Annotated in this window: 13 protein-coding genes; 7 read left to right on the top strand and 6 right to left on the bottom strand. The window is 56.6% G+C overall.

The features are described 5' to 3' along the window. Positions 1 to 75: 75 nt before the first annotated feature. Positions 76 to 621, bottom strand: coding sequence for a helix-turn-helix domain-containing protein (locus FBY13_RS01075; protein ID WP_096010674.1), 546 nt, complete (start codon positions 619 to 621; stop codon positions 76 to 78). 92 nt (positions 622 to 713) lie between these two features. On the opposite strand from FBY13_RS01075, the gene FBY13_RS01080 reads away from it, so the two are divergent. The 4 genes from FBY13_RS01080 to FBY13_RS01095 all read left to right on the top strand — a co-directional run bounded on the left by FBY13_RS01080 (position 714) and on the right by FBY13_RS01095 (position 8,730). Continuing rightward, positions 714 to 1,889: a benzoate/H(+) symporter BenE family transporter gene (locus tag FBY13_RS01080; protein ID WP_145393251.1), complete on the top strand. Its 1,176-nt coding sequence runs from the start codon at positions 714 to 716 to the stop codon at positions 1,887 to 1,889. A 162-nt stretch (positions 1,890 to 2,051) separates the two neighbouring features. Continuing rightward, on the top strand, positions 2,052 to 3,392 hold the full coding sequence (locus tag FBY13_RS01085; RefSeq protein ID WP_145393252.1) for an SrfA family protein: 1,341 nt from the start codon (positions 2,052 to 2,054) through the stop codon (positions 3,390 to 3,392). A 2-nt stretch (positions 3,393 to 3,394) separates the two neighbouring features. Beyond that, positions 3,395 to 6,358 (top strand): virulence factor SrfB, encoded by a 2,964-nt coding sequence (locus FBY13_RS01090; protein ID WP_145393253.1) that lies wholly within the window; start codon positions 3,395 to 3,397, stop codon positions 6,356 to 6,358. Continuing rightward, positions 6,355 to 8,730: a virulence factor SrfC family protein gene (locus FBY13_RS01095; RefSeq protein ID WP_145393254.1), complete on the top strand. Its 2,376-nt coding sequence runs from the start codon at positions 6,355 to 6,357 to the stop codon at positions 8,728 to 8,730. Before FBY13_RS01090 ends, FBY13_RS01095 begins: the two co-directional genes overlap by 4 nt. Here the strand turns inward: FBY13_RS01095 and FBY13_RS01100 are convergent. The 3 genes from FBY13_RS01100 to FBY13_RS01110 all read right to left on the bottom strand — a co-directional run bounded on the left by FBY13_RS01100 (position 8,727) and on the right by FBY13_RS01110 (position 9,876). Beyond that, positions 8,727 to 8,990, bottom strand: coding sequence for a barstar family protein (locus tag FBY13_RS01100; protein ID WP_096010679.1), 264 nt, complete (start codon positions 8,988 to 8,990; stop codon positions 8,727 to 8,729). The genes FBY13_RS01095 and FBY13_RS01100 overlap by 4 nt on opposite strands. 2 nt (positions 8,991 to 8,992) lie before the next feature. Further along, positions 8,993 to 9,430, bottom strand: a complete 438-nt coding sequence (locus tag FBY13_RS01105; protein WP_063879525.1) for a ribonuclease domain-containing protein — start codon at positions 9,428 to 9,430, stop codon at positions 8,993 to 8,995. Between the two features lie 89 nt (positions 9,431 to 9,519). Beyond that, complete coding sequence (locus FBY13_RS01110) at positions 9,520 to 9,876, bottom strand: helix-turn-helix domain-containing protein (protein WP_063879524.1); 357 nt, start codon at positions 9,874 to 9,876, stop codon at positions 9,520 to 9,522. 305 nt (positions 9,877 to 10,181) lie between these two features. On the opposite strand from FBY13_RS01110, the gene FBY13_RS01115 reads away from it, so the two are divergent. Both FBY13_RS01115 and oqxB read left to right on the top strand, forming a co-directional pair. Then, positions 10,182 to 11,336 (top strand): efflux RND transporter periplasmic adaptor subunit, encoded by a 1,155-nt coding sequence (locus FBY13_RS01115; RefSeq protein WP_145393255.1) that lies wholly within the window; start codon positions 10,182 to 10,184, stop codon positions 11,334 to 11,336. A gap of 12 nt (positions 11,337 to 11,348) precedes the next feature. Further along, positions 11,349 to 14,504 (top strand): multidrug efflux RND transporter permease subunit OqxB, encoded by a 3,156-nt coding sequence (gene oqxB, locus FBY13_RS01120; RefSeq protein ID WP_145393256.1) that lies wholly within the window; start codon positions 11,349 to 11,351, stop codon positions 14,502 to 14,504. Positions 14,505 to 14,926: 422 nt separating this feature from the next. Here the strand turns inward: oqxB and FBY13_RS01125 are convergent, their stop codons facing one another. Next, positions 14,927 to 15,421 (bottom strand): Rrf2 family transcriptional regulator, encoded by a 495-nt coding sequence (locus FBY13_RS01125; protein WP_063879521.1) that lies wholly within the window; start codon positions 15,419 to 15,421, stop codon positions 14,927 to 14,929. 188 nt (positions 15,422 to 15,609) lie between these two features. Beyond that, a complete protein-coding gene (locus tag FBY13_RS01130; RefSeq protein ID WP_109716309.1) occupies positions 15,610 to 16,797 on the bottom strand; it encodes an MFS transporter in 1,188 nt (395 codons plus the stop codon). A 192-nt stretch (positions 16,798 to 16,989) separates the two neighbouring features. On the opposite strand from FBY13_RS01130, the gene tus reads away from it, so the two are divergent. Beyond that, positions 16,990 to 17,931, top strand: coding sequence for a DNA replication terminus site-binding protein (gene tus, locus FBY13_RS01135; protein WP_063879519.1), 942 nt, complete (start codon positions 16,990 to 16,992; stop codon positions 17,929 to 17,931). Positions 17,932 to 17,937 lie beyond the last annotated feature (6 nt).

Here is a 17,937-nt window from a genome sequence, read left to right on the forward strand (position 1 = left end):
GGCCTTACAAAGGGGAAGTGAGTATACAAATGCCGGTCAGATCTGAACAGGCGCGGCTGGTTTCAATTTGTAAGCTCAGGTTCGCCCAAGGTAATGAATCAGGCTGTGAAAGCGTAAGCGGCTGTTCAGGGGATTACGGTAGCTGTGGGCAACATCCGCCCTGAACTGAAAGGCCTCATCCTGTTTAAGCCGCCGCCAGGTATCTTCGATGCCCAGTAACAGTTCCCCTTCCAGCACCACAACCTGCTCAATCACACCGTGCTCATGGGCCGCGGAATCGCTTTGTGCACCGGCTGCCAGCTCAACTGCCAGCAAATCAAAACGCAGTCGTTCGTCATAAGGTAACAGCGGCGTGACCGTCATCTGGGCATTATGCTGTCGGTAACTTGCCACCTCACCGGCGGAAAGCGATACGTTATGAACAAAAAACGAGAACGGGACATTGAACCCGGTGGCGATTTTCCACAAGGTCGCCACTGTGGGGCTGGATTCGCCACGTTCGATCTGACCCAGCATCGCCTTGCTCACGCCCGTTTTTTCCGCGGTTGAAGTCAGGCTCCAGCCGTTGGCCTGGCGCAATTGTTTCAGCGCATCGCCAAGATATTGCTGCAAATTTTCCATGTTGTCTCCTGCTGTACCGCTTCAGTGTAACACTTGTGCGTTATAACGCCCTGTGCGACGATGTGCGCTATAACGCACAAGAGGGTTACATCATGTCTGCACGCCGCGCGCCGTTCCCCATTACCTTGCCCATGACCGTTTCCGGCTTTGTCGCGGTGTTGGTGGGCTATAGCAGTACCGGTGCGATTATTTATCAGGTCGCTCAGTCGGCGGGCGCATCGCCCACGCAGATCGCCGGCTGGCTTTCCGTGATTGGCCTTGCGATGGGCATTGCCTCGGCGGGGCTGTCTCTGGCGTACCGGATGCCGATCTTAGCCGCCTGGTCCACGCCTGGCGCGGCGTTACTCGCGACCAGCCTGCAAGGGGTTTCTGTCAACGACGCCGTCGGGGTGTTTGTTTTTGCCAACGCCCTGATTGTGTTGTGCGGCGTAACCGGCCTGTTTGCCCGGCTGATGAACCACATTCCCGCCTCGCTGGCAGCCGCCATGCTGGCGGGGATTTTACTGCGATTTGGCCTGCAGACGTTTAGCGATTTATCAGTTAATTTCACTCTGGCCGCATCAATGTGTTTTATCTGGCTGCTGGCACGCCGCTGGTTCGCCCGCTATGCCATTCTTATCGCCCTGCTGGCGGGCCTTGCCATCGCCTTTGGGCAAGGCAGCATTCATTTCCCTGAGCATGTGGCGCACTTTAGCCTTCCCGCCCCTGTCTGGCCGACCTTTTCACTGCCCACGCTCATGGGTATTGGTCTACCCTATTTTCTGGTGACCATGGCCTCGCAAAATGCCCCAGGCATTGCGACCTTGCAGGCACACGGCTACCGACCACCGATCTCCGCATTAATGAGCTGGACCGGGCTGCTGGCCCTGGTGCTGTCTCCGTTTGGTGGATTTTCGGTTTGTGTGGCAGCGATCACTGCCGCGATTTGCATGGGCGAAGAGGTGGATGCCGATCCGCAACGACGCTGGATAGCGGCCGCGCTGGCTGGTTTTTTTTATCTGCTGGCCGGATTATCCGGGGCGTTGATTGCCGTGCTGTTCAGCGCACTGCCTGAGGTGATGGTTCAGGTTCTGGCCGGTCTGGCCCTGCTTGCCACCCTGGGCGGCAGTTTGCAACGTGCACTCGATAAGCCCGACGAGCGCGACAGCGCCCTGATTGCCTTTCTGATTACCGCATCCGGCGTGACGCTCTGCGGTATCGGTTCGGCGTTTTGGGGCCTGGTCGGTGGCGTGGTTGCACATCTGTTATTAAAGCGTAAAACAGCGTAACATCATCAGGGCATTGGTTATTTTCCCGGCAGCGGGTCAAAAAACCACGCATTTATCCCCTTTTTCAGCGGTTTGATTTGCCATTGTCCCACGTAAAATCACCGTAATCGACGATAACACGCGATCTTCTGCCTCAGACAACGACCGATAAGGGCTTAACAGGTGGCAAAAACTTTTCTGCGCAGCGGCAATCTGGATGCGGTTCTGGCTTTGGGCGAGAACGGCCAGCCTGTATTTGCTTCCGCCCTGCAAATCCGTGAAACCCTGCGTTTGCGCCGTCAAAGCGCGCTGGCAAATTGCCTGGCCATTCCACAAACCAATGAACGTGGCGACCGGCTTGACTGGTACTCGCCCTTCCCGGGCAAAGTGAAATCCTGGATGGGTGCCAGCGATTATGAACGCCGTCAGGCTTTACAACACCTCACCGCCTGCCAGCAGGACCTGCAGGAGATCAGCGCCCGCGCACGCGATGCAGCTAATCCGGCCATGCGCCTGTTTGGTGCGCTGTTAGGCAAAAGCCTGCAGTTCCCTAATCAGCAATATGTGTATCTGGTTAACGGTAAACCCGTCATTACCTTTTGGGGATTTGTCGATGCTCAGGAGCGTAATCGTGATGATGCGCTGGCCTGCCTGCGTGACAGCCTTGAAGAGTCACTGCCCACTGTGCTGGTTGAACCGCCACCTGAGCCTGTCGCCGTCGCCGTGGCTGCTGCGCCAGAACCTGAACCTGTGGTGACACCTGAACCCGAGGTTACGGAGCCGACGGTCAGTGATGTCCCTGTTCAGGCAGCTGAACCGTTGCCTGTGACGGCAGTGCGCCGTCGGCCTTTCCGCCTGTGGTATCTCATCCCAACCCTGGCCGTGGCCGCTGCGGCAGCGATGGCTGTTATTTTACATATGCCAAAGTCAGAACCGGTTACCACGGCGCAACCCGTTGCTCAAAACAGCCCGACGCCTGCGCCGGTTATCGCGAGTAAGCCTCCGGCGGTGGTGGCTTCGGCTGAAAAACTGTCCGCCACGCTGCCACAAAAACCGGCCGCAGTGGTGGCAAACGCCGCGACAGCAACGGCCAGCGCCCCGTCATCCACGCTTTCAAACGTCGTTGTACCGGCAGTGCCCGCTAAACCCGAGGATCTGGTGGTGACACCGGATGCCGTTCGCGATGGTCAGGTACAGGTCATTGATGGTCGCTGGCGCGTGGAGATTGACCAGGTCAAAACCCCAACCGGTAAACCGCCTGTGATGCGCTTCCAGTTCAAAAACGGCAAAGGCAACGTCCAGATTAACCAGGGCAACACCACCTGTAAGGCTGATGTGACCGCTGCGATGACCAGCGCCGGTAACCTGGTGATTGAGAGCCGCTTTACTGCCCGGTGCGCGGACAAATCGCGTTATCGCATGCCGTTGTTAGTGTGTCATTCCAGCATTGGCGCGGCAGCATGTGAAGCACAGTACAGTGGGGATCGTACGTATCCCATTACGATTAAGCGTGAGAGTAAGTAACTATGTTGGCTCCCCTGATCGATGATAAGCAGAAGATTTCACTGATTGAGAACAGTGGCGTACAGTTTCTTGATTTTGGTCTGCAACTTTCCGCTACTCAGGCGCGCCGCCAGTTCGTGCGCCAGACCGCGAACGGCCCGTTGCTGCGCCTGAATGTAGACGGCAACAGCGGTAAGTTTTTACTCTATCCGCAGGACGGCGGTGCGCCGGAAGTGGTGCGCCCTGAAACCGACATCGCCATGGCCGACTCCCTGACGCTGCTGGAAGCATGCTGGCTGCCGCTGCCGATGCTGCGCTGCGCATCAGGCCGACGTTTTATTGGCGGCCCGGAAAACTGGGCGCGCATGCGGCTGGTTGCCCTGGATAAGCCGGACAGCACAGGCAATACGCACCGCGTCACCCTGGCTTTTGATACCCGCTGCGTGCCTGAAGAAGACGGCGGCGAGCAGTTGGGACTGACGCCCTCCGATGCGCAAAACGGTGTCACCTTTGCGCTGGCCTGGCACAACTACGAGCTGGGCGATTTTCTTGACCATACGTGGGTGGATGGCTGGCTGCGCGAGTCCTTCACGGATCGCGTATCCGATCGCCGGGAACAGGCAATTAGCCAGGCTCTGCGTGAATTTGAATACCAGGCGCATTACCTCAACCTGCTGGAATTGCTGGGCGAACAGCTTAACCTTACTGAAATTCATATTCAGGCCGCCACGCTGCAAACGCCGGCGGTCAATGTCGATATCATTCTCGACGTGGGGAACTCCCACACCTGCGGCATCCTCGTGGAAGATCACCCGGAAGAGAGCAATGGCCTGAAGCAGACCTATGAGCTGCAAATGCGCGATCTGTCTCAGCCCCATCGGGTTTATAACGAACTGTTCGACAGTCGACTGGAATTTGCCGAAGCCCGTTTTGGTAAAGCTAACTTTTCGCTGGAAAGCGGCCGCGAGCAGGCCTTTATGTGGCCCTCGTTAACCCGTGTCGGACGTGAAGCCAGTCGCCTGGCGCTGCAGCGTGCGGGTCTGGAAGGCAGCACCGGCCTGTCCAGCCCTCGCCGTTACCTGTGGGACGAAGCACGCTATCAGCCAGGCTGGCGCTTTAATCAGCAGAGTCCGCAGGGTGAGCCTCAGGCCTGTGCTGCACCTTTTACCTCATTGATGAATGACGAAGGTCAGCCGCTGTATGCGCTGCCCGTGGATGAGCGCTTACCCGTGTTCTCCGCCCACTACAGCCGCAGTTCACTGATGACCTTTATGCTGTGTGAGTTGCTGGCCCAGGCGCTGATGCAAATGAACAGCGCGGCACAGCGTCAGCGTATGCCGCAAAGCCATGCACCGCGCCAGCTGCGTCATGTCATTTTGACGCTGCCGTCCGCCATGCCAAAACCCGAACGTGAAATATTCCGTCGCCGTATGCAGGAAGCCATCGCGCTGGTGTGGAAAGCCGAAGGCTGGCATCCGGCTGACGAGGATTTTACCGAGCAGAGCCAGGCCCAAAGCAGCAAACCCGTGCCGGATGTGCAGATGGAGTGGGACGAAGCCACCTGCGGCCAGATGGTGTGGCTGTTTAACGAGACCCAGGTTAACTTTGCCGGTCGTGCAGAAGATTTCTTTAGCAGCATGGCGCGCCCTGACCGTCCGCGCGAAGCCGACGAGCTGCCAGGCAAGAGCCTGCGTATCGCCTCCATTGATATTGGCGGCGGCACCACCGATTTAGCCATTACCCAGTACCGTCTTGATGACGGTCAGGGCAACAACGTCAAAATCACCCCGCGCCTGCTGTTCCGCGAAGGTTTCAAAGTGGCCGGTGATGATATTTTACTGGATGTGATTCAGCTGTGGATTTTGCCTGCACTGCAGCAGAGCCTGCAAAAAGCAGGACTGACGCTGGCTGAGCCGCTGATCAACAAGCTGTTTGGTCACGACAGCCGCATGGATGGACAGGCAACGTTACGCCAGCAGGCCACGTTACAGCTGTTTATCCCGCTGGCTCAGGCGGTGCTGGAACGGTACGAAAACTGGGACCCGCTGGAAAGCCATGCCGAGATCAACGCCCTGTTTGGCGAACTGGTCGATCAGCGCCCTGCCGATGCGGTGCTTGCCTTTATTAATGGTGAAATTCAGCGAGAACTGGGCGGTAACAGCCGTTTCGATCTGCTTGAGGTGCCGCTGGTCGTGAGCATGGCCCAGCTTCACGGTGAGTTTATGCAGCACCGCATGGCGATTATTCCGGCCCTGCGCTCCATGTGTGAAGTGGTCTCGCTCTATCAGTGCGATGTGCTGCTACTGACCGGACGTCCGTCGCGGTTCCCGGGCATTCAGGCACTGGTGCGCCATCTACAGCCACTGCCGGGTAGCCGTATTCTGTCGCTCGAAGGCTATCACACCAGTGACTGGTATCCGTTTAATAAGCACGGCCGTATCGATAACCCGAAATCGACCGCCGCAGTCGGCGCGATGCTGTGTCTGCTGGCGCTGGATTTACGCCTGAGCAGCTTCTGGTTCCGTGCAGGTGACTTTGAGCCTTACTCCACCATTCGCTATCTGGGTATGCTGGACGAAAATCAGGCGCTGACGGACGAGAACCTCTGCTATAGCGACATCGATCTCGACGATCACCAGTTCTCGCTGGACCGTAAAAGCAGCTTCCGCATTCGCGGTAACGTATGCCTGGGATTCCGCCAGTTAGATAATGAACGCTGGCCCGCCTCGCCACTGTACAGCCTGACGCTCAACGATGCGGCACTGGCACGCAAGGTCGCAGGTGAAAGCGTTCTGCGCGTGAAGCTGGCAGTGAAGGCCGGTCCGGGTGCGCCCGGCCCTGAAAATCTGGTGTTAAGCGAAGCCAAACTGGATGATGGCACGCGTGTTCCACTTGAACATCTGAGCCTCAAACTGAATACTCTCTCCGCCACGGGCAATGCCAATGCGCAATACTGGATTGACAGCGGGAGTGTGTGTAAACGATGAGATCGGTAAAACCCCGCCAGCCGCAGACGCTGGCAAAACGCCTGAGTTTATTGCAGGACGCCCTGAACGGCAGCCTGGCCTGGATTGAGAGCACCCGCGAACAGTCGCCGCGGCTGGCACTGGAAGCCGAAACCCTGACCCTGCAGTTACGGCAGGCGCGTGTGCAGGCGCAGGCCCTGGCGCAGCAGGTTGCGCGCCCGGTGACGCTGGCGCTGTTTGGACAGTCGCAGGCGGGCAAAGCCTGGCTGCTGACGGAAATGGTGGCTGACGCACAAGGTCAGTTGATCACCGCGCTGAGCGATAAACCGATTAATTATTTCCAGCACGTCAACCCGGGCAATCTCGATTTTGCCACCGCAACGCGTTTTACCCACCAGCGTGAAATCCTCTCCTCGGAGTGGCCGGTCGAGCTGACGCTGCTGAGCGAGGCCGAGGTGTTGCGTTTGGCCATCTCCTGTGGTGAAGGGGTAACGCAGCCCGACACCGCGAAAATTGACAGCGTGCTGCAACGCCTGCAACGCCATCGTTTAACTACGCCGTTGCCGGGTCTGGAGAGCGATGCACTGGTCACGCTCTGGTCCTGGTGCCGCCGTCATCACCTGTATGACGCCCAGTTGGATCGCCATTTCTGGCCGCAGGCTGTTGAACTGGCTCCCTGGCTGAGCGTGGATGACCGTGTGCAGCTGTTTTCACTGCTGTGGCCCGCTGAGCCGGCCCTGAATGAGCTGGTGCGAAGCTTACTGCACTTACGCCATCAGCTGCGTAACAGCACCCGGGTACTGGCTCCGCTCAGTCTGCTGACGGATAATTCCCTGCTGCCCGCTGAGCAGTTGATCGTTCCCGCCAGCGAGCAGGATCAGTCGCTGTCGGTTGAAGTCTGTCCGTTAAACGGTAACCGTCTGGGTAAGCCGCAGAACGTGACGCTGGGATTACTGGCCCTGCTAACGCTTGAGGTCACCATCCCACTCAGCTCCACCCCGCGCACCGCGCTGTATGACGATGCCGATATGCTGGAACTGCCTGCACCCGGGACGCCGAGCGATCCGGCGCTGCGTGAAGAGCGCCAGCGTCTGCAGAAGCAGGATGCGTTACGCGCGCGCCTGCTTGAGCACAAACGAATCCTGATCCCGGGCCTGTATGCCGCCCGGCAAAGTATCGACCTGCTGTTGATCTGCACCGCCGCCAGCCAGCGTCAGGATGTCGATGTCGCCAGTCGGGCATTGCGTGAATGGCAGCGCCACCAGCCGGTCAATGAAGCGGGTGAAAAACCTCGCCTGATTTGGGCGATCACGCCTTACGATGCGCGCCATCAGCAGATCAATGTTGACGAGGCGGTACAGCGCCAGGTGGGACAACCGGGTCAGCAGTGGGGTTCTATGCTGGCCCTGGATCGCGCAGGCGTGGATCGGATGTCTGACTGGCTGCAGGAAGAAATGCAGCCAGAGGCACGTCGCGATATGCTGATTGCCCAGTTGGCACAAATCCAGCACGCCGTGGTCGAACGCCGACTGCAGCCCTGGACGGAAGCCGGTGCGTCGCCAGACCAGGCCGCTCGCAGACAAAGCATCGCCGACACCTTGCTGAAATGTTTACAACACCGCACCGGTTTGCATGGCGAACTGCTTGAGCGCTTACAGCCGTCCCGCGAGGCCTTGCGCCAGCTGTGGCTTAATCAGTCCACCTCGTCTGTTCAGGCGGCGACCTCCAGTATTCAGGCACCGGAAAATCAGTTTGGTATTGGCTTTGAGTTTGATTTGTTCAGCGATGCCGAAGTTGAACAGCCTGCCCCTAAGCAGACCAGCTTCGGTCAGGGTTCAGCCCAGTTTCCACGTCAGGTTTTTAGCCTGTGGCTGAACCACCTGCGTCAGCTGCCGGAAAACCAGAGCCTGTTAGCCCTGCTGAATATTGATAAAGCGACGATGGAGTGGTTGATCGAAGAACTGATTACGGCCAGCTTCCGCACCGGTATTCTGCAGTCCCTGCAGCAGGCGTTACATGAACCGGATGCACAGAGCATGACACACGAATCACGTGCCGACCGTCAGGTAACCCGCGCGATGACGGTGCTGGGGGATTTTGTCGCCTGGCTTGGTTTTCTTCAGCGGCCAGAAGCGGAACGTCCGGGAAGCCGGGTCAATCGGGGACAGTCCATTTTCTCGCGTCCGCCCGCGCCCAGCGTGAATTTTAGCGCAGGTCAGCGACTGACGAAGCTTTCTGCCGCGCCCGCTAACCATACGGCCTATTATATTTACGACTGGCTGGTGGGGCTGAACACGGTGATTATTGAGAACAACGGTTACACCGGCGGTGGCGATCTGCCAGTCGCCGCGCGCGAGTCACTCACCGCGCTGCTCAAACCGTTACGCCACTAACTGCCAATCAGGCGCAGCTCGCCCGCCAGCGACTGCGCCGCCTCTTCCAGCAACGCTACCACAGGTGCCAGCTCGGCATGACACTGTTCTGCATGCAGCAGATGAATCTCGGCGGGCAACGCCATTCCTCCGGTCAGCCAGTCCCATAGCGCATCCAGATTGTTGCCGAATCCAGCGCTGCAACCGCTCTGCGCGGCAAACGCGCGATAGAAGGCATCACGCTCGGTGATCTGACGCAGGTCGAAACGTAAGGTCAGCATGATTATGGGACCGGCTTGAAGGTGCGGTAGTGATCGGTAGAGAGGAAAACCAGGCCATCGGAGGAGTAAACCAACCGGTCGGCTTCACGGTGACCGCAACGGTAGTTCACATCGGCCTCAAACCACTGACGATCGGAACGTTCAGGTAATTTTCTTTCGCGGTTGGAAAAACGATCGCCGCCGATAGCTTTACCCGGCAACACCTCGCACAAGTCCCCTTTCGCGGGATTCCAGCCAAGGCGACGGGCCTGCTTCTTGGTAATGTAATAATCGGGCAGTTGCTGATGCTGCAGGACCCACCGGGCGACCGTTCGCACATCCGTAAGAGCAGCAATGTCTGACGCAGACGTTTTGGCTGGTGCAGAGGTCAAATAAGGTTTTAACCCTACCCAACAGAGGACAAGGATCAGAACCAGCCCAACCCACAGTTTTTTTGACATGATGGCATCCCTTTAAACAGGATGCAGATGATAGCAGCTTTACCTGAGGATCAAAAAGCGCGGGCCAGATTACCTGGCCCCGGCGGTGTTTACTGCATTGACTGCATGGCAGCCTGAGAAGGCACGCTGTGACGACGCCATGCGCCCGGCGCCACACCATACTGTCGTTTGAAGCTGCGATTGAAAGACTGCTGAGAGTCAAAACCCAGCGATATCGCCACATTCAGGATAGGTTCATTGGTGCTGGTCAGGCGGTCAGCCGACTTTTTCAGCTTTTTAATGCGAATATATTCACCCAGTGGATAGCCCGTGTGCTCTTTGAACATCCGTTGCAGGTGCCATTTTGAGTAGCCCGCGCGCTCAGAAACGGTGTCGAGATCGAGACGTGCTTCGATGTTGTTGTCGATCCAGTCAATAAGGTCGTGAATAAAAGCGTTACTCATCATGTTTAGTCTCCCGTCGCGGCAGCGAACAGTATTAGTATCAGTTGCAGTTACACTAAAAGCGTGGATGACAATGCCACTTAATGCAAGTTTAATTAATACATTAAATGCCGCACTTTTTATGGGGCTTATTTTCAGTCACCGCCAGGCCGATTTCTTCGGCTTGTCATACCGCACATAAAGTGTATCAGTAATTCTTGCAGTTCTTTGACGCACAAGCCTACACTCCTCGCGATAAATTGCAACCATAGAAGTTGCAAATATTGGCCTGCGGGCTTCATTTCACTGTTCATCGCGGAATCACAACAATGATTACTAACTGGGTTCGTCAGGGATCTACCCTACTGGGAATGGGACTGTTGGTCAGTCTGCTAAGCGGGTGCGACACCGGCCAGACAAAAAATGCACCACCGCCGCCGCCCGAGGTCAGTGTTGCAGATGTACTGGTAAAGCCTGTCAGTCAGTGGGACAGCTTCAACGGGCGCGTCGAAGCCGTAGAAAGCGTGCAGCTTCGGCCACGGGTTTCGGGTTATATCGATAGCGTGAATTATCACGAAGGTGATGAGGTTAAAAAAGGTCAGGTGCTGTTTACCATCGACGATCGCAGCTACCGCGCGGCGCTGGAACAGGCAAAAGCGACGCTGGCCCGGGCACGGAGTCAGGCCAGCCTGACCCGAAGCGCATCGGCGCGAACGGAGAAGTTAGTCGGGACTCAGGCCGTATCGCGCGAGATGTGGGAACAGCGGCGTTCGACAGCCAGTCAGGCGCAGGCCGATGTGCTTGCTGCCGAATCCTCTGTAGACATGGCGCAACTTAATCTGGACTTCACCCGCGTGACCGCCCCGATTGACGGTCGCGCCAGCCGGGCCATGATCACCAGCGGTAACCTGGTCACCGCCGGTGACAGCGCCAGCGTGCTTACCACACTGGTCGCGCAGGACAAGATGTTCGTCTATTTCGACGTCGATGAAACGACGTTTCTGCACTATCAGGCGATGGCGCGTCAGGGACAACAACGGCATGCCCTGCCCGTTGAAATTGCCCTGGCAGGGGAACAGGGATATCCGCATCGTGGCAACGTCGACTTCCTGGATAACCAACTCAACGCCAGCACCGGCACAATCCGTATGCGCGCCCTGCTGGATAACCGCGATCGCACCTATACGCCCGGCCTGTTTGCCCGCGTACGCCTTCCCGGTAGCGCGCAGTTTAATGCCCTGTTGGTCGACGATAAAGCCGTGCTGACCGACCAGGACCGTAAATATGTCTATGTGGTCGATGCCCAGGGGAAAGCCCAACGTCGGGACGTTAAGCCCGGCGCGATGGCAGACGGATTACGCATCGTTGCCGCCGGTTTACAGGCGGGCGATCGGGTTATCGTTGCCGGACTGCAAAAAGTGTTTATGCCCGGTATGCCGGTAACGGCAAAAACTGTCGATATGGCTGCCACTGCCGCTCAATAATCTGAGGTTGTTATGGATTTTTCCCGCTTTTTTATTGATCGGCCGATCTTTGCCGCCGTGCTGTCCGTATTGATTTTTATTACCGGGCTGATCGCTATCCCGTTGTTGCCCATCAGTGAATATCCCGATGTCGTGCCGCCCAGCGTACAGGTGCGTGCCGAATACCCTGGCGCTAACCCGAAAGCGATCGCTGATTCCGTAGCGACCCCGCTCGAAGAAGCGATAAACGGGGTTGAAAACATGATGTACATGAAGTCGGTGGCCGGTTCTGACGGTGTGTTGGTGACCACGGTGACCTTCCGTCCCGGCACCGATCCGGATCAGGCGCAGGTTCAGGTGCAAAACCGCGTGGCTCAGGCGGAAGCGCGACTGCCGGAAGACGTGCGGCGGCTCGGCATCACCACTCAAAAAATGTCGCCAACGCTGACGTTAGTGGTGCATCTGTTTTCCCCGAATAACACCTACGATTCGCTCTACCTGCGCAATTACGCCACGCTGAAAGTGAAAGATGAGCTGGCCCGCCTGCCGGGTGTCGGGCAAATCCAGATTTTTGGTGCCGGTGAATACGCGATGCGCGTCTGGCTGGACCCGAATAAAGTGGCGGCGCGCGGTTTAACCGCGTCTGACGTTGTGAACGCGATGCAGGAGCAGAACGTGCAGGTTTCCGCCGGGCAACTTGGGGCAGAACCGTTAAAAAAACAGAGCGATTTTCTCCTGTCCATCAATATGCAGGGACGGCTGGAGAACGAGCAGCAGTTTGGCGATATCATCTTAAAAACCTCGGAAGACGGTTCGCTGGTGCGCCTGCGTGATGTCGCGCGTATTGAAATGGGCTCGGGCAGCTATGCTCTGCGTTCGCAGCTAAATAACAAAGACGCTGTCGGTATTGGTATCTTCCAGGCACCGGGAGCCAACGCCATCGATCTGTCCAATGCGGTGCGGGCCAAAATGGACGAACTGGCAACCCGTTTCCCTGATGATGTGAAGTGGGCCGCGCCTTACGATCCGACCGTTTTCGTTCGTGACTCCATCAAGGCCGTGGTGCAAACCCTGCTGGAAGCGGTGTTTCTTGTGGTGCTGGTGGTGATTCTGTTCCTGCAAACCTGGCGGGCCTCGATCATTCCCCTGCTGGCGGTTCCCGTGTCGGTGGTAGGCACATTCAGCGTGCTTTATTTGCTTGGATTCTCGCTTAATACGCTGAGCCTGTTCGGGCTGGTACTGGCCATCGGTATCGTGGTGGATGATGCCATCGTGGTGGTGGAGAACGTTGAACGCAATATCGAGATGGGTTTGTCACCTAAGGCGGCTGCGCATCAGGCAATGCGTGAGGTCTCCGGTCCCATTATTGCTATTGCCCTGGTGCTGTGTGCCGTGTTTGTCCCCATGGCGTTTCTGTCGGGCGTGACCGGGCAGTTTTACAAGCAGTTCGCCACCACCATTGCGATTTCAACGGTCATTTCCGCCATTAACTCACTCACCCTTTCGCCCGCGCTGGCCGCGCTGTTACTTAAGGATCATCAGGCCCCGAAAGATATGCCGACGCGCCTGATCGATCGGCTGTTTGGCTGGATTTTCCGTCCGTTTAACCGCGTCTTTCAGCGCAGCGCGCACGGCTATGAATCGATGGTGGAAAAAACGCTGCGTCGTCGCGGTGCCGTGTTTGGCGTCTACCTGGTATTACTGGTTGGTGCAGGCTGGATGTTTCATGCCGTACCGGGAGGATTTATTCCTACTCAGGATAAACTTTACCTGATTGGTGGCGTAAAAATGCCGGAAGGCTCGTCGTTAGCGCGCACCGATGAAGTGATTCGTCAGATGAGCGAAATCGGCCTGCAAACGGAAGGCGTGGCTTACGCGGTGGCGTTCCCCGGCCTGAATGCGTTGCAGTTTACCAACACGCCGAACAGTGGCACGGTCTTTTTTGGCCTGAAACCCTTCAGCGAGCGCAAACAAACGGCGGCGCAGATTAATGCGGAGATCAATGCGAAAATTTCCCGCATTCAACAGGGCTTTGGCTTTTCGATTATGCCACCGCCTATTCTGGGATTAGGTCAGGGTTCGGGCTATTCCCTGTACGTGCAGGATCGGGCCGGACTGGGCTATGGCGCATTGCAAACCGCCATTAACACCCTCTCGGGTGCGGTGATGCAGACGCCAGGCATGCACTTCCCCATTTCCTCTTACCAGGCCAATGTGCCTCAGTTAGAGGTGCAGGTTGACCGTGATAAAGCGAAAGCTCAGGGCGTGGCGCTGACCGCGTTGTTCAGTACGCTACAAACCTATCTGGGTTCATCCTATGTTAACGATTTCAACCGTTTTGGCCGCACCTGGCGCGTCATGGCGCAGGCGGATGGGGAATTCCGTGACAGCGTTGAGGACATTGCGAACCTGCGTACCCGCAACGACCGCGGTGAAATGGTGCCCATTGGCAGCATGGTGCACATCACCACGGCCTATGGACCCGATCCGGTTATTCGTTATAACGGCTATCCGGCAGCAGACTTAATCGGTGATGCCGATCCGCGCGTGCTCTCTTCTGCTCAGGCGATGCGTCAACTTGAAACCCTGTCCGGCCAGTTACTGCCGAACGGTATGAATATTGAGTGGACCGATCTCAGCTATCAGCAGGCGACGCAGGGCAATACGGCGCTTATTGTTTTCCCTGTCGCTGTCCTGCTGGCGTTCCTGGTGCTGGCCGCGCTGTATGAGAGCTGGACGCTGCCGCTGGCGGTGATCCTGATTGTGCCGATGACGATGCTGTCTGCCCTGGTGGGCGTCTGGTTAACCGGCGGAGACAATAACGTGTTTGTGCAGGTCGGACTGGTGGTGCTCATGGGGCTGGCCTGTAAAAACGCCATTTTGATTGTTGAATTCGCCCGTGAACTGGAGATTCAGGGCAAAGGCATTGTTGAGGCCGCGCTGGAAGCCTGTCGCCTGCGTCTCCGCCCAATCGTCATGACCTCTATTGCTTTCATTGCCGGTACGATTCCCCTGATTCTGGGTGAAGGTGCGGGCGCTGAAGTTCGGGGCGTCACGGGTGTAACGGTATTTTCCGGCATGTTAGGTGTCACCCTGTTTGGTCTGTTTCTGACCCCGGTGTTCTACGTGACGCTGCGTAAGCTGGTGACGCGTAAAGCCGCGCATCACGCTTTACATAATCCACAATAATCGGTTTGATCCGGGCGGTAATCTTATCGTCCGGATCGGATTTTGCTCGCTTATTTTCCTGAACCGCACCACCTGATGCCTGATGTGCAGCCGCACAGATTATGCCATGCCTGTCAGGGGCTGGTGCGTTTAAGCGAGCATGATTTAACACCGACGAAAAGGGATTTGCCCCAGAACGCCAGGTTGTGTAGCACGCGACGAAGTGAACAGATGCAACCAAGATAGCTAAGCTGGCAAACGTATCATCGCAGACTGCGAACAGGCCTTGGGTCGATAACGACATCATGGATGAAGGGAGTGAAGTACAGGCGGGCGTTAAATATGCGTGTGGTTTTTCAGCTGGCGGTAATGATTGCTCAGTTACTGATCCGTATGACGGATTTAGCGGCTGGCAGGTTCATCAGGATATAAAAAAAGCCGCATCAGCGGCTTTTTTTGCACAGGTTTTCTGGCTCTGCCACATCCGGCTCAGGCACGGCGGTGCAGTTACTGGTATCGTGGGTTTTAAGCTCATTTAGCGCATCCGCAACGGTACGTTTGGCTAATACCGCCAGGGATGCCTGTTCGGCTTCTTCTGCGATGGATTTAAAATACCAGCACAGGTTGGCGCTGACCAGACAGCGCGGGGCAACATCCGGGCGGGCGGCCCAGAGTTTTTTGTCATCGGTGACGGAGACATAAATATCACGCAGAGTGATATCCGCCGCCGGTCTGCCAAGATGGATGGAACCAGTACGACCCAGCGTGGACACGATAATTCCGTCACGCGTCAATGGCACCATCAACTTGCGTATAAAACTTGGGTTTGCTTCAAGCCCGTAAGCGAGAATCGCGCTGGTAGAGCGTTTTCCCATTTGCTCCGCCATCGCCACGCTCAGAACCATTTGCAAAGCTGTCGGGAAGCGATAATCAAGCATCTTTGTATCCTGAGTTGCGGTACGTTTTTATTGTTGTATTGCCGCATGAGTGAACAATGAATCAGCTGTAAATATAACAAACACGGTTACTTTTTAGAAGCAAGAGGCCCGCGACAAGGCACATATTCACCAGCATAAGGCCCACGACAGCACAAGGTGCTTACCGCCCTGCCACTTCCCCGATTCGCTTACGGTGCAGCACTGACGCGCGCGGGAAGCCGTTTTTTCAGCGCCACCACCAGCAATACATTAAGCACGGCCAGCACGCACAGGAGCCACAACGTGACGTTTGCCCCATAGGTGGCAAATACATAGCCAAACACCAGTGGCGTCAGCGCCTGACCGATCAGCGCCGGACGCGCCATTCTGCCCGCCAGTACCGCATAGGCTTCCGGCTTAACCATCACCAGCGGCAAGGTGCCACGCACAATCGCACGCAGGCCGTTGCCCGCGCCGTACAATATCATGCTGAACAGCGCCGTTTGAGGAAACAGTGCCAACAGCAATAAACCCAGCGCGACCAATCCCACTGAAAAAAATGTGGTCCAGATGGGATGCCCGCCTTTAAAAGCCATATCGATTATGCGCGACGCCACCTGACACGGCCCCAGAATGGCACTGATTGCTAGCGCAGAGGCCAGACTGTAACCGCTTGCTTCCAGCAGCGTAATTAACTGAACGGATATCGCCGTCATGATCACCGATGCCAGGGTAAAAATGGCGCACAGCAGACGGAACAGCACCACAGGAAAATCCGCTTCAGCGCCGTGCGGACTTTTATTACGCTTTACCGGTGCGGGCGGTTTACCTGGCGGCAACGCAAACAGATAGGCAGGCAGGACACAGGCCAGCAACAACCCGGCGATGGCGAAACAGGCACCGCGCCAGTCAAACCAGTGAATAAGCAGCGCCGTGCCCGGCCAAACCAGGCTGGTGCAGAATCCCGAGATAAGCGTGATGCCGGTAATGGCACCGCGCGCGTGTCCGCCATAGCGAGTGCCCAGCGTGGCAAACAGTGCATCGTACAGCCCCATCGCCATGCCCACACCAATGATCACCCAGGCAAATAAAAATACAGGTAAATGATGGCTGAACCCCATCAGGGTTAACCCTGCTGCCATGACGAGCCCGTTTAATGCCAGCATCAAACGCCCGCCGGTCTGTGCAATGATGCGGCCACAGCGAGGTGCCAGTAGCCCGGAGACCAGAATACCCAACGACAGCGCGCCATAAACCCACTGTTGTGACCAGCCGGTTTCCGCCACGATGGGCGCAGCCATCACCGCCATCAGGTAGAAAGATCCCCCCCATGAGACGATCTGAACCAGCCCCATAAGGATAATGCTGAATGAACCAGGCTTTTTCATTACGTCCATGTCGGGCATCCGTTAGCAGGCAAAGGGTTTTTATAACATGTTAATGCATAGGGGGAAAAATGTTGCTGATGGCTTTTTTGCTGTCAGCGCGGGCTGGCGGCACGGTTTTCATTGCCTGACTAAAAGTATGTTGTAACTATAAGCGCTATTGCAGAGAAGGAACCGTTCTGCCACAGTAAGCATGTTGTAACTATGGAGAAGACAACAGTGCGCTACGATTTAGTGACAGACATGCAGCAATGCGTAAAGGATCTTGAGCAGGCATTGGGGGAACTCCGTCAGCAGACAGAGTCGCTTCCTCTGTTGATTGCCCGGGTCTTTCGTTTACCGCCGGTCGAAAAAGGCCACGAACATGACCCCATCAGCCAGATTACCGTCGAGCAGCATCTTGGCATTGCGGCACGCGAGATGGCGCTTAATCACTACTGTCGGTTGTTTATGCAGCATCAGTCGGAAAAGCTCAGCACTAAAGCCGCCGTGCGCTTACCGGGTGCGCTTTGCATTGAATGCAACGAACAGGAAGAGCGTGAACTGACCGGCCGTATCGCGGGGATCAATCAAAGTAAAGCCCGTCTGGAACAGTTGATTACCGTGGAGTCCGGCCTGCCCTCTGAAGCCCGCTTTGAATTTGTTCATCAGCATTTACGTGGGCTGATCACCCTTAATGCCTACCGAACCCTTACCGCTATCACAGCACCAGAAAGTTTACGTTTTGGTTGGGCCAATAAGCAGGTCATTAAAAACGTGAAACGGGAAGAGATTGTCGCCCAACTGGAAAAAAGCCTGAAAGCCGGTCGCGCACAGGCACCCTGGACGCGTGAGCAGTGGGCAGAAAAGGTGCAGCAAGAGCTGGCGGATGTGCGTGCCCTTCCCGCTTCGGCGCGTCTTAAAATCAAGCGTCCGGTCAAAGTGCAGCCTATCGCGCGGGTCTGGCGCGCAGAAGAGAAAAAGCAAACCCAGTTGGCCTGTCCGTCACCGATTTTGGTGCTGTGTCGCGACCGCAGCCAGGTGCCCCAGTTAGGTGAACTGTTGAATTATGATGCCGACAATATTACGCATCGCTATAAGCCTGCCGCTGAACCGCTGTATTTGCTGATTCCCCGACTGCATTTATGGGTGGATTGTCCGGTATGACATCAG

The organism is Pantoea sp. SJZ147, assembly GCF_007828605.1.
GTDB classification, from domain to species: domain Bacteria; phylum Pseudomonadota; class Gammaproteobacteria; order Enterobacterales; family Enterobacteriaceae; genus Pantoea; species Pantoea allii.

Coding starts and splice junctions, on each gene's coding strand:
- FBY13_RS01075 (WP_096010674.1), bottom strand. CDS start 621: ATGGAAAATTTGCAGCAATATCTTGGCGATGCGCTGAAACAATTGCGC.
- FBY13_RS01080 (WP_145393251.1), top strand. CDS start 714: ATGTCTGCACGCCGCGCGCCGTTCCCCATTACCTTGCCCATGACCGTT.
- FBY13_RS01090 (WP_145393253.1), top strand. CDS start 3,395: ATGTTGGCTCCCCTGATCGATGATAAGCAGAAGATTTCACTGATTGAG.
- FBY13_RS01095 (WP_145393254.1), top strand. CDS start 6,355: ATGAGATCGGTAAAACCCCGCCAGCCGCAGACGCTGGCAAAACGCCTG.
- FBY13_RS01100 (WP_096010679.1), bottom strand. CDS start 8,990: ATGCTGACCTTACGTTTCGACCTGCGTCAGATCACCGAGCGTGATGCC.
- FBY13_RS01105 (WP_063879525.1), bottom strand. CDS start 9,430: ATGTCAAAAAAACTGTGGGTTGGGCTGGTTCTGATCCTTGTCCTCTGT.
- FBY13_RS01110 (WP_063879524.1), bottom strand. CDS start 9,876: ATGATGAGTAACGCTTTTATTCACGACCTTATTGACTGGATCGACAAC.
- FBY13_RS01115 (WP_145393255.1), top strand. CDS start 10,182: ATGATTACTAACTGGGTTCGTCAGGGATCTACCCTACTGGGAATGGGA.
- oqxB (WP_145393256.1), top strand. CDS start 11,349: ATGGATTTTTCCCGCTTTTTTATTGATCGGCCGATCTTTGCCGCCGTG.
- FBY13_RS01125 (WP_063879521.1), bottom strand. CDS start 15,421: ATGCTTGATTATCGCTTCCCGACAGCTTTGCAAATGGTTCTGAGCGTG.
- FBY13_RS01130 (WP_109716309.1), bottom strand. CDS start 16,797: ATGGACGTAATGAAAAAGCCTGGTTCATTCAGCATTATCCTTATGGGG.
- tus (WP_063879519.1), top strand. CDS start 16,990: ATGGAGAAGACAACAGTGCGCTACGATTTAGTGACAGACATGCAGCAA.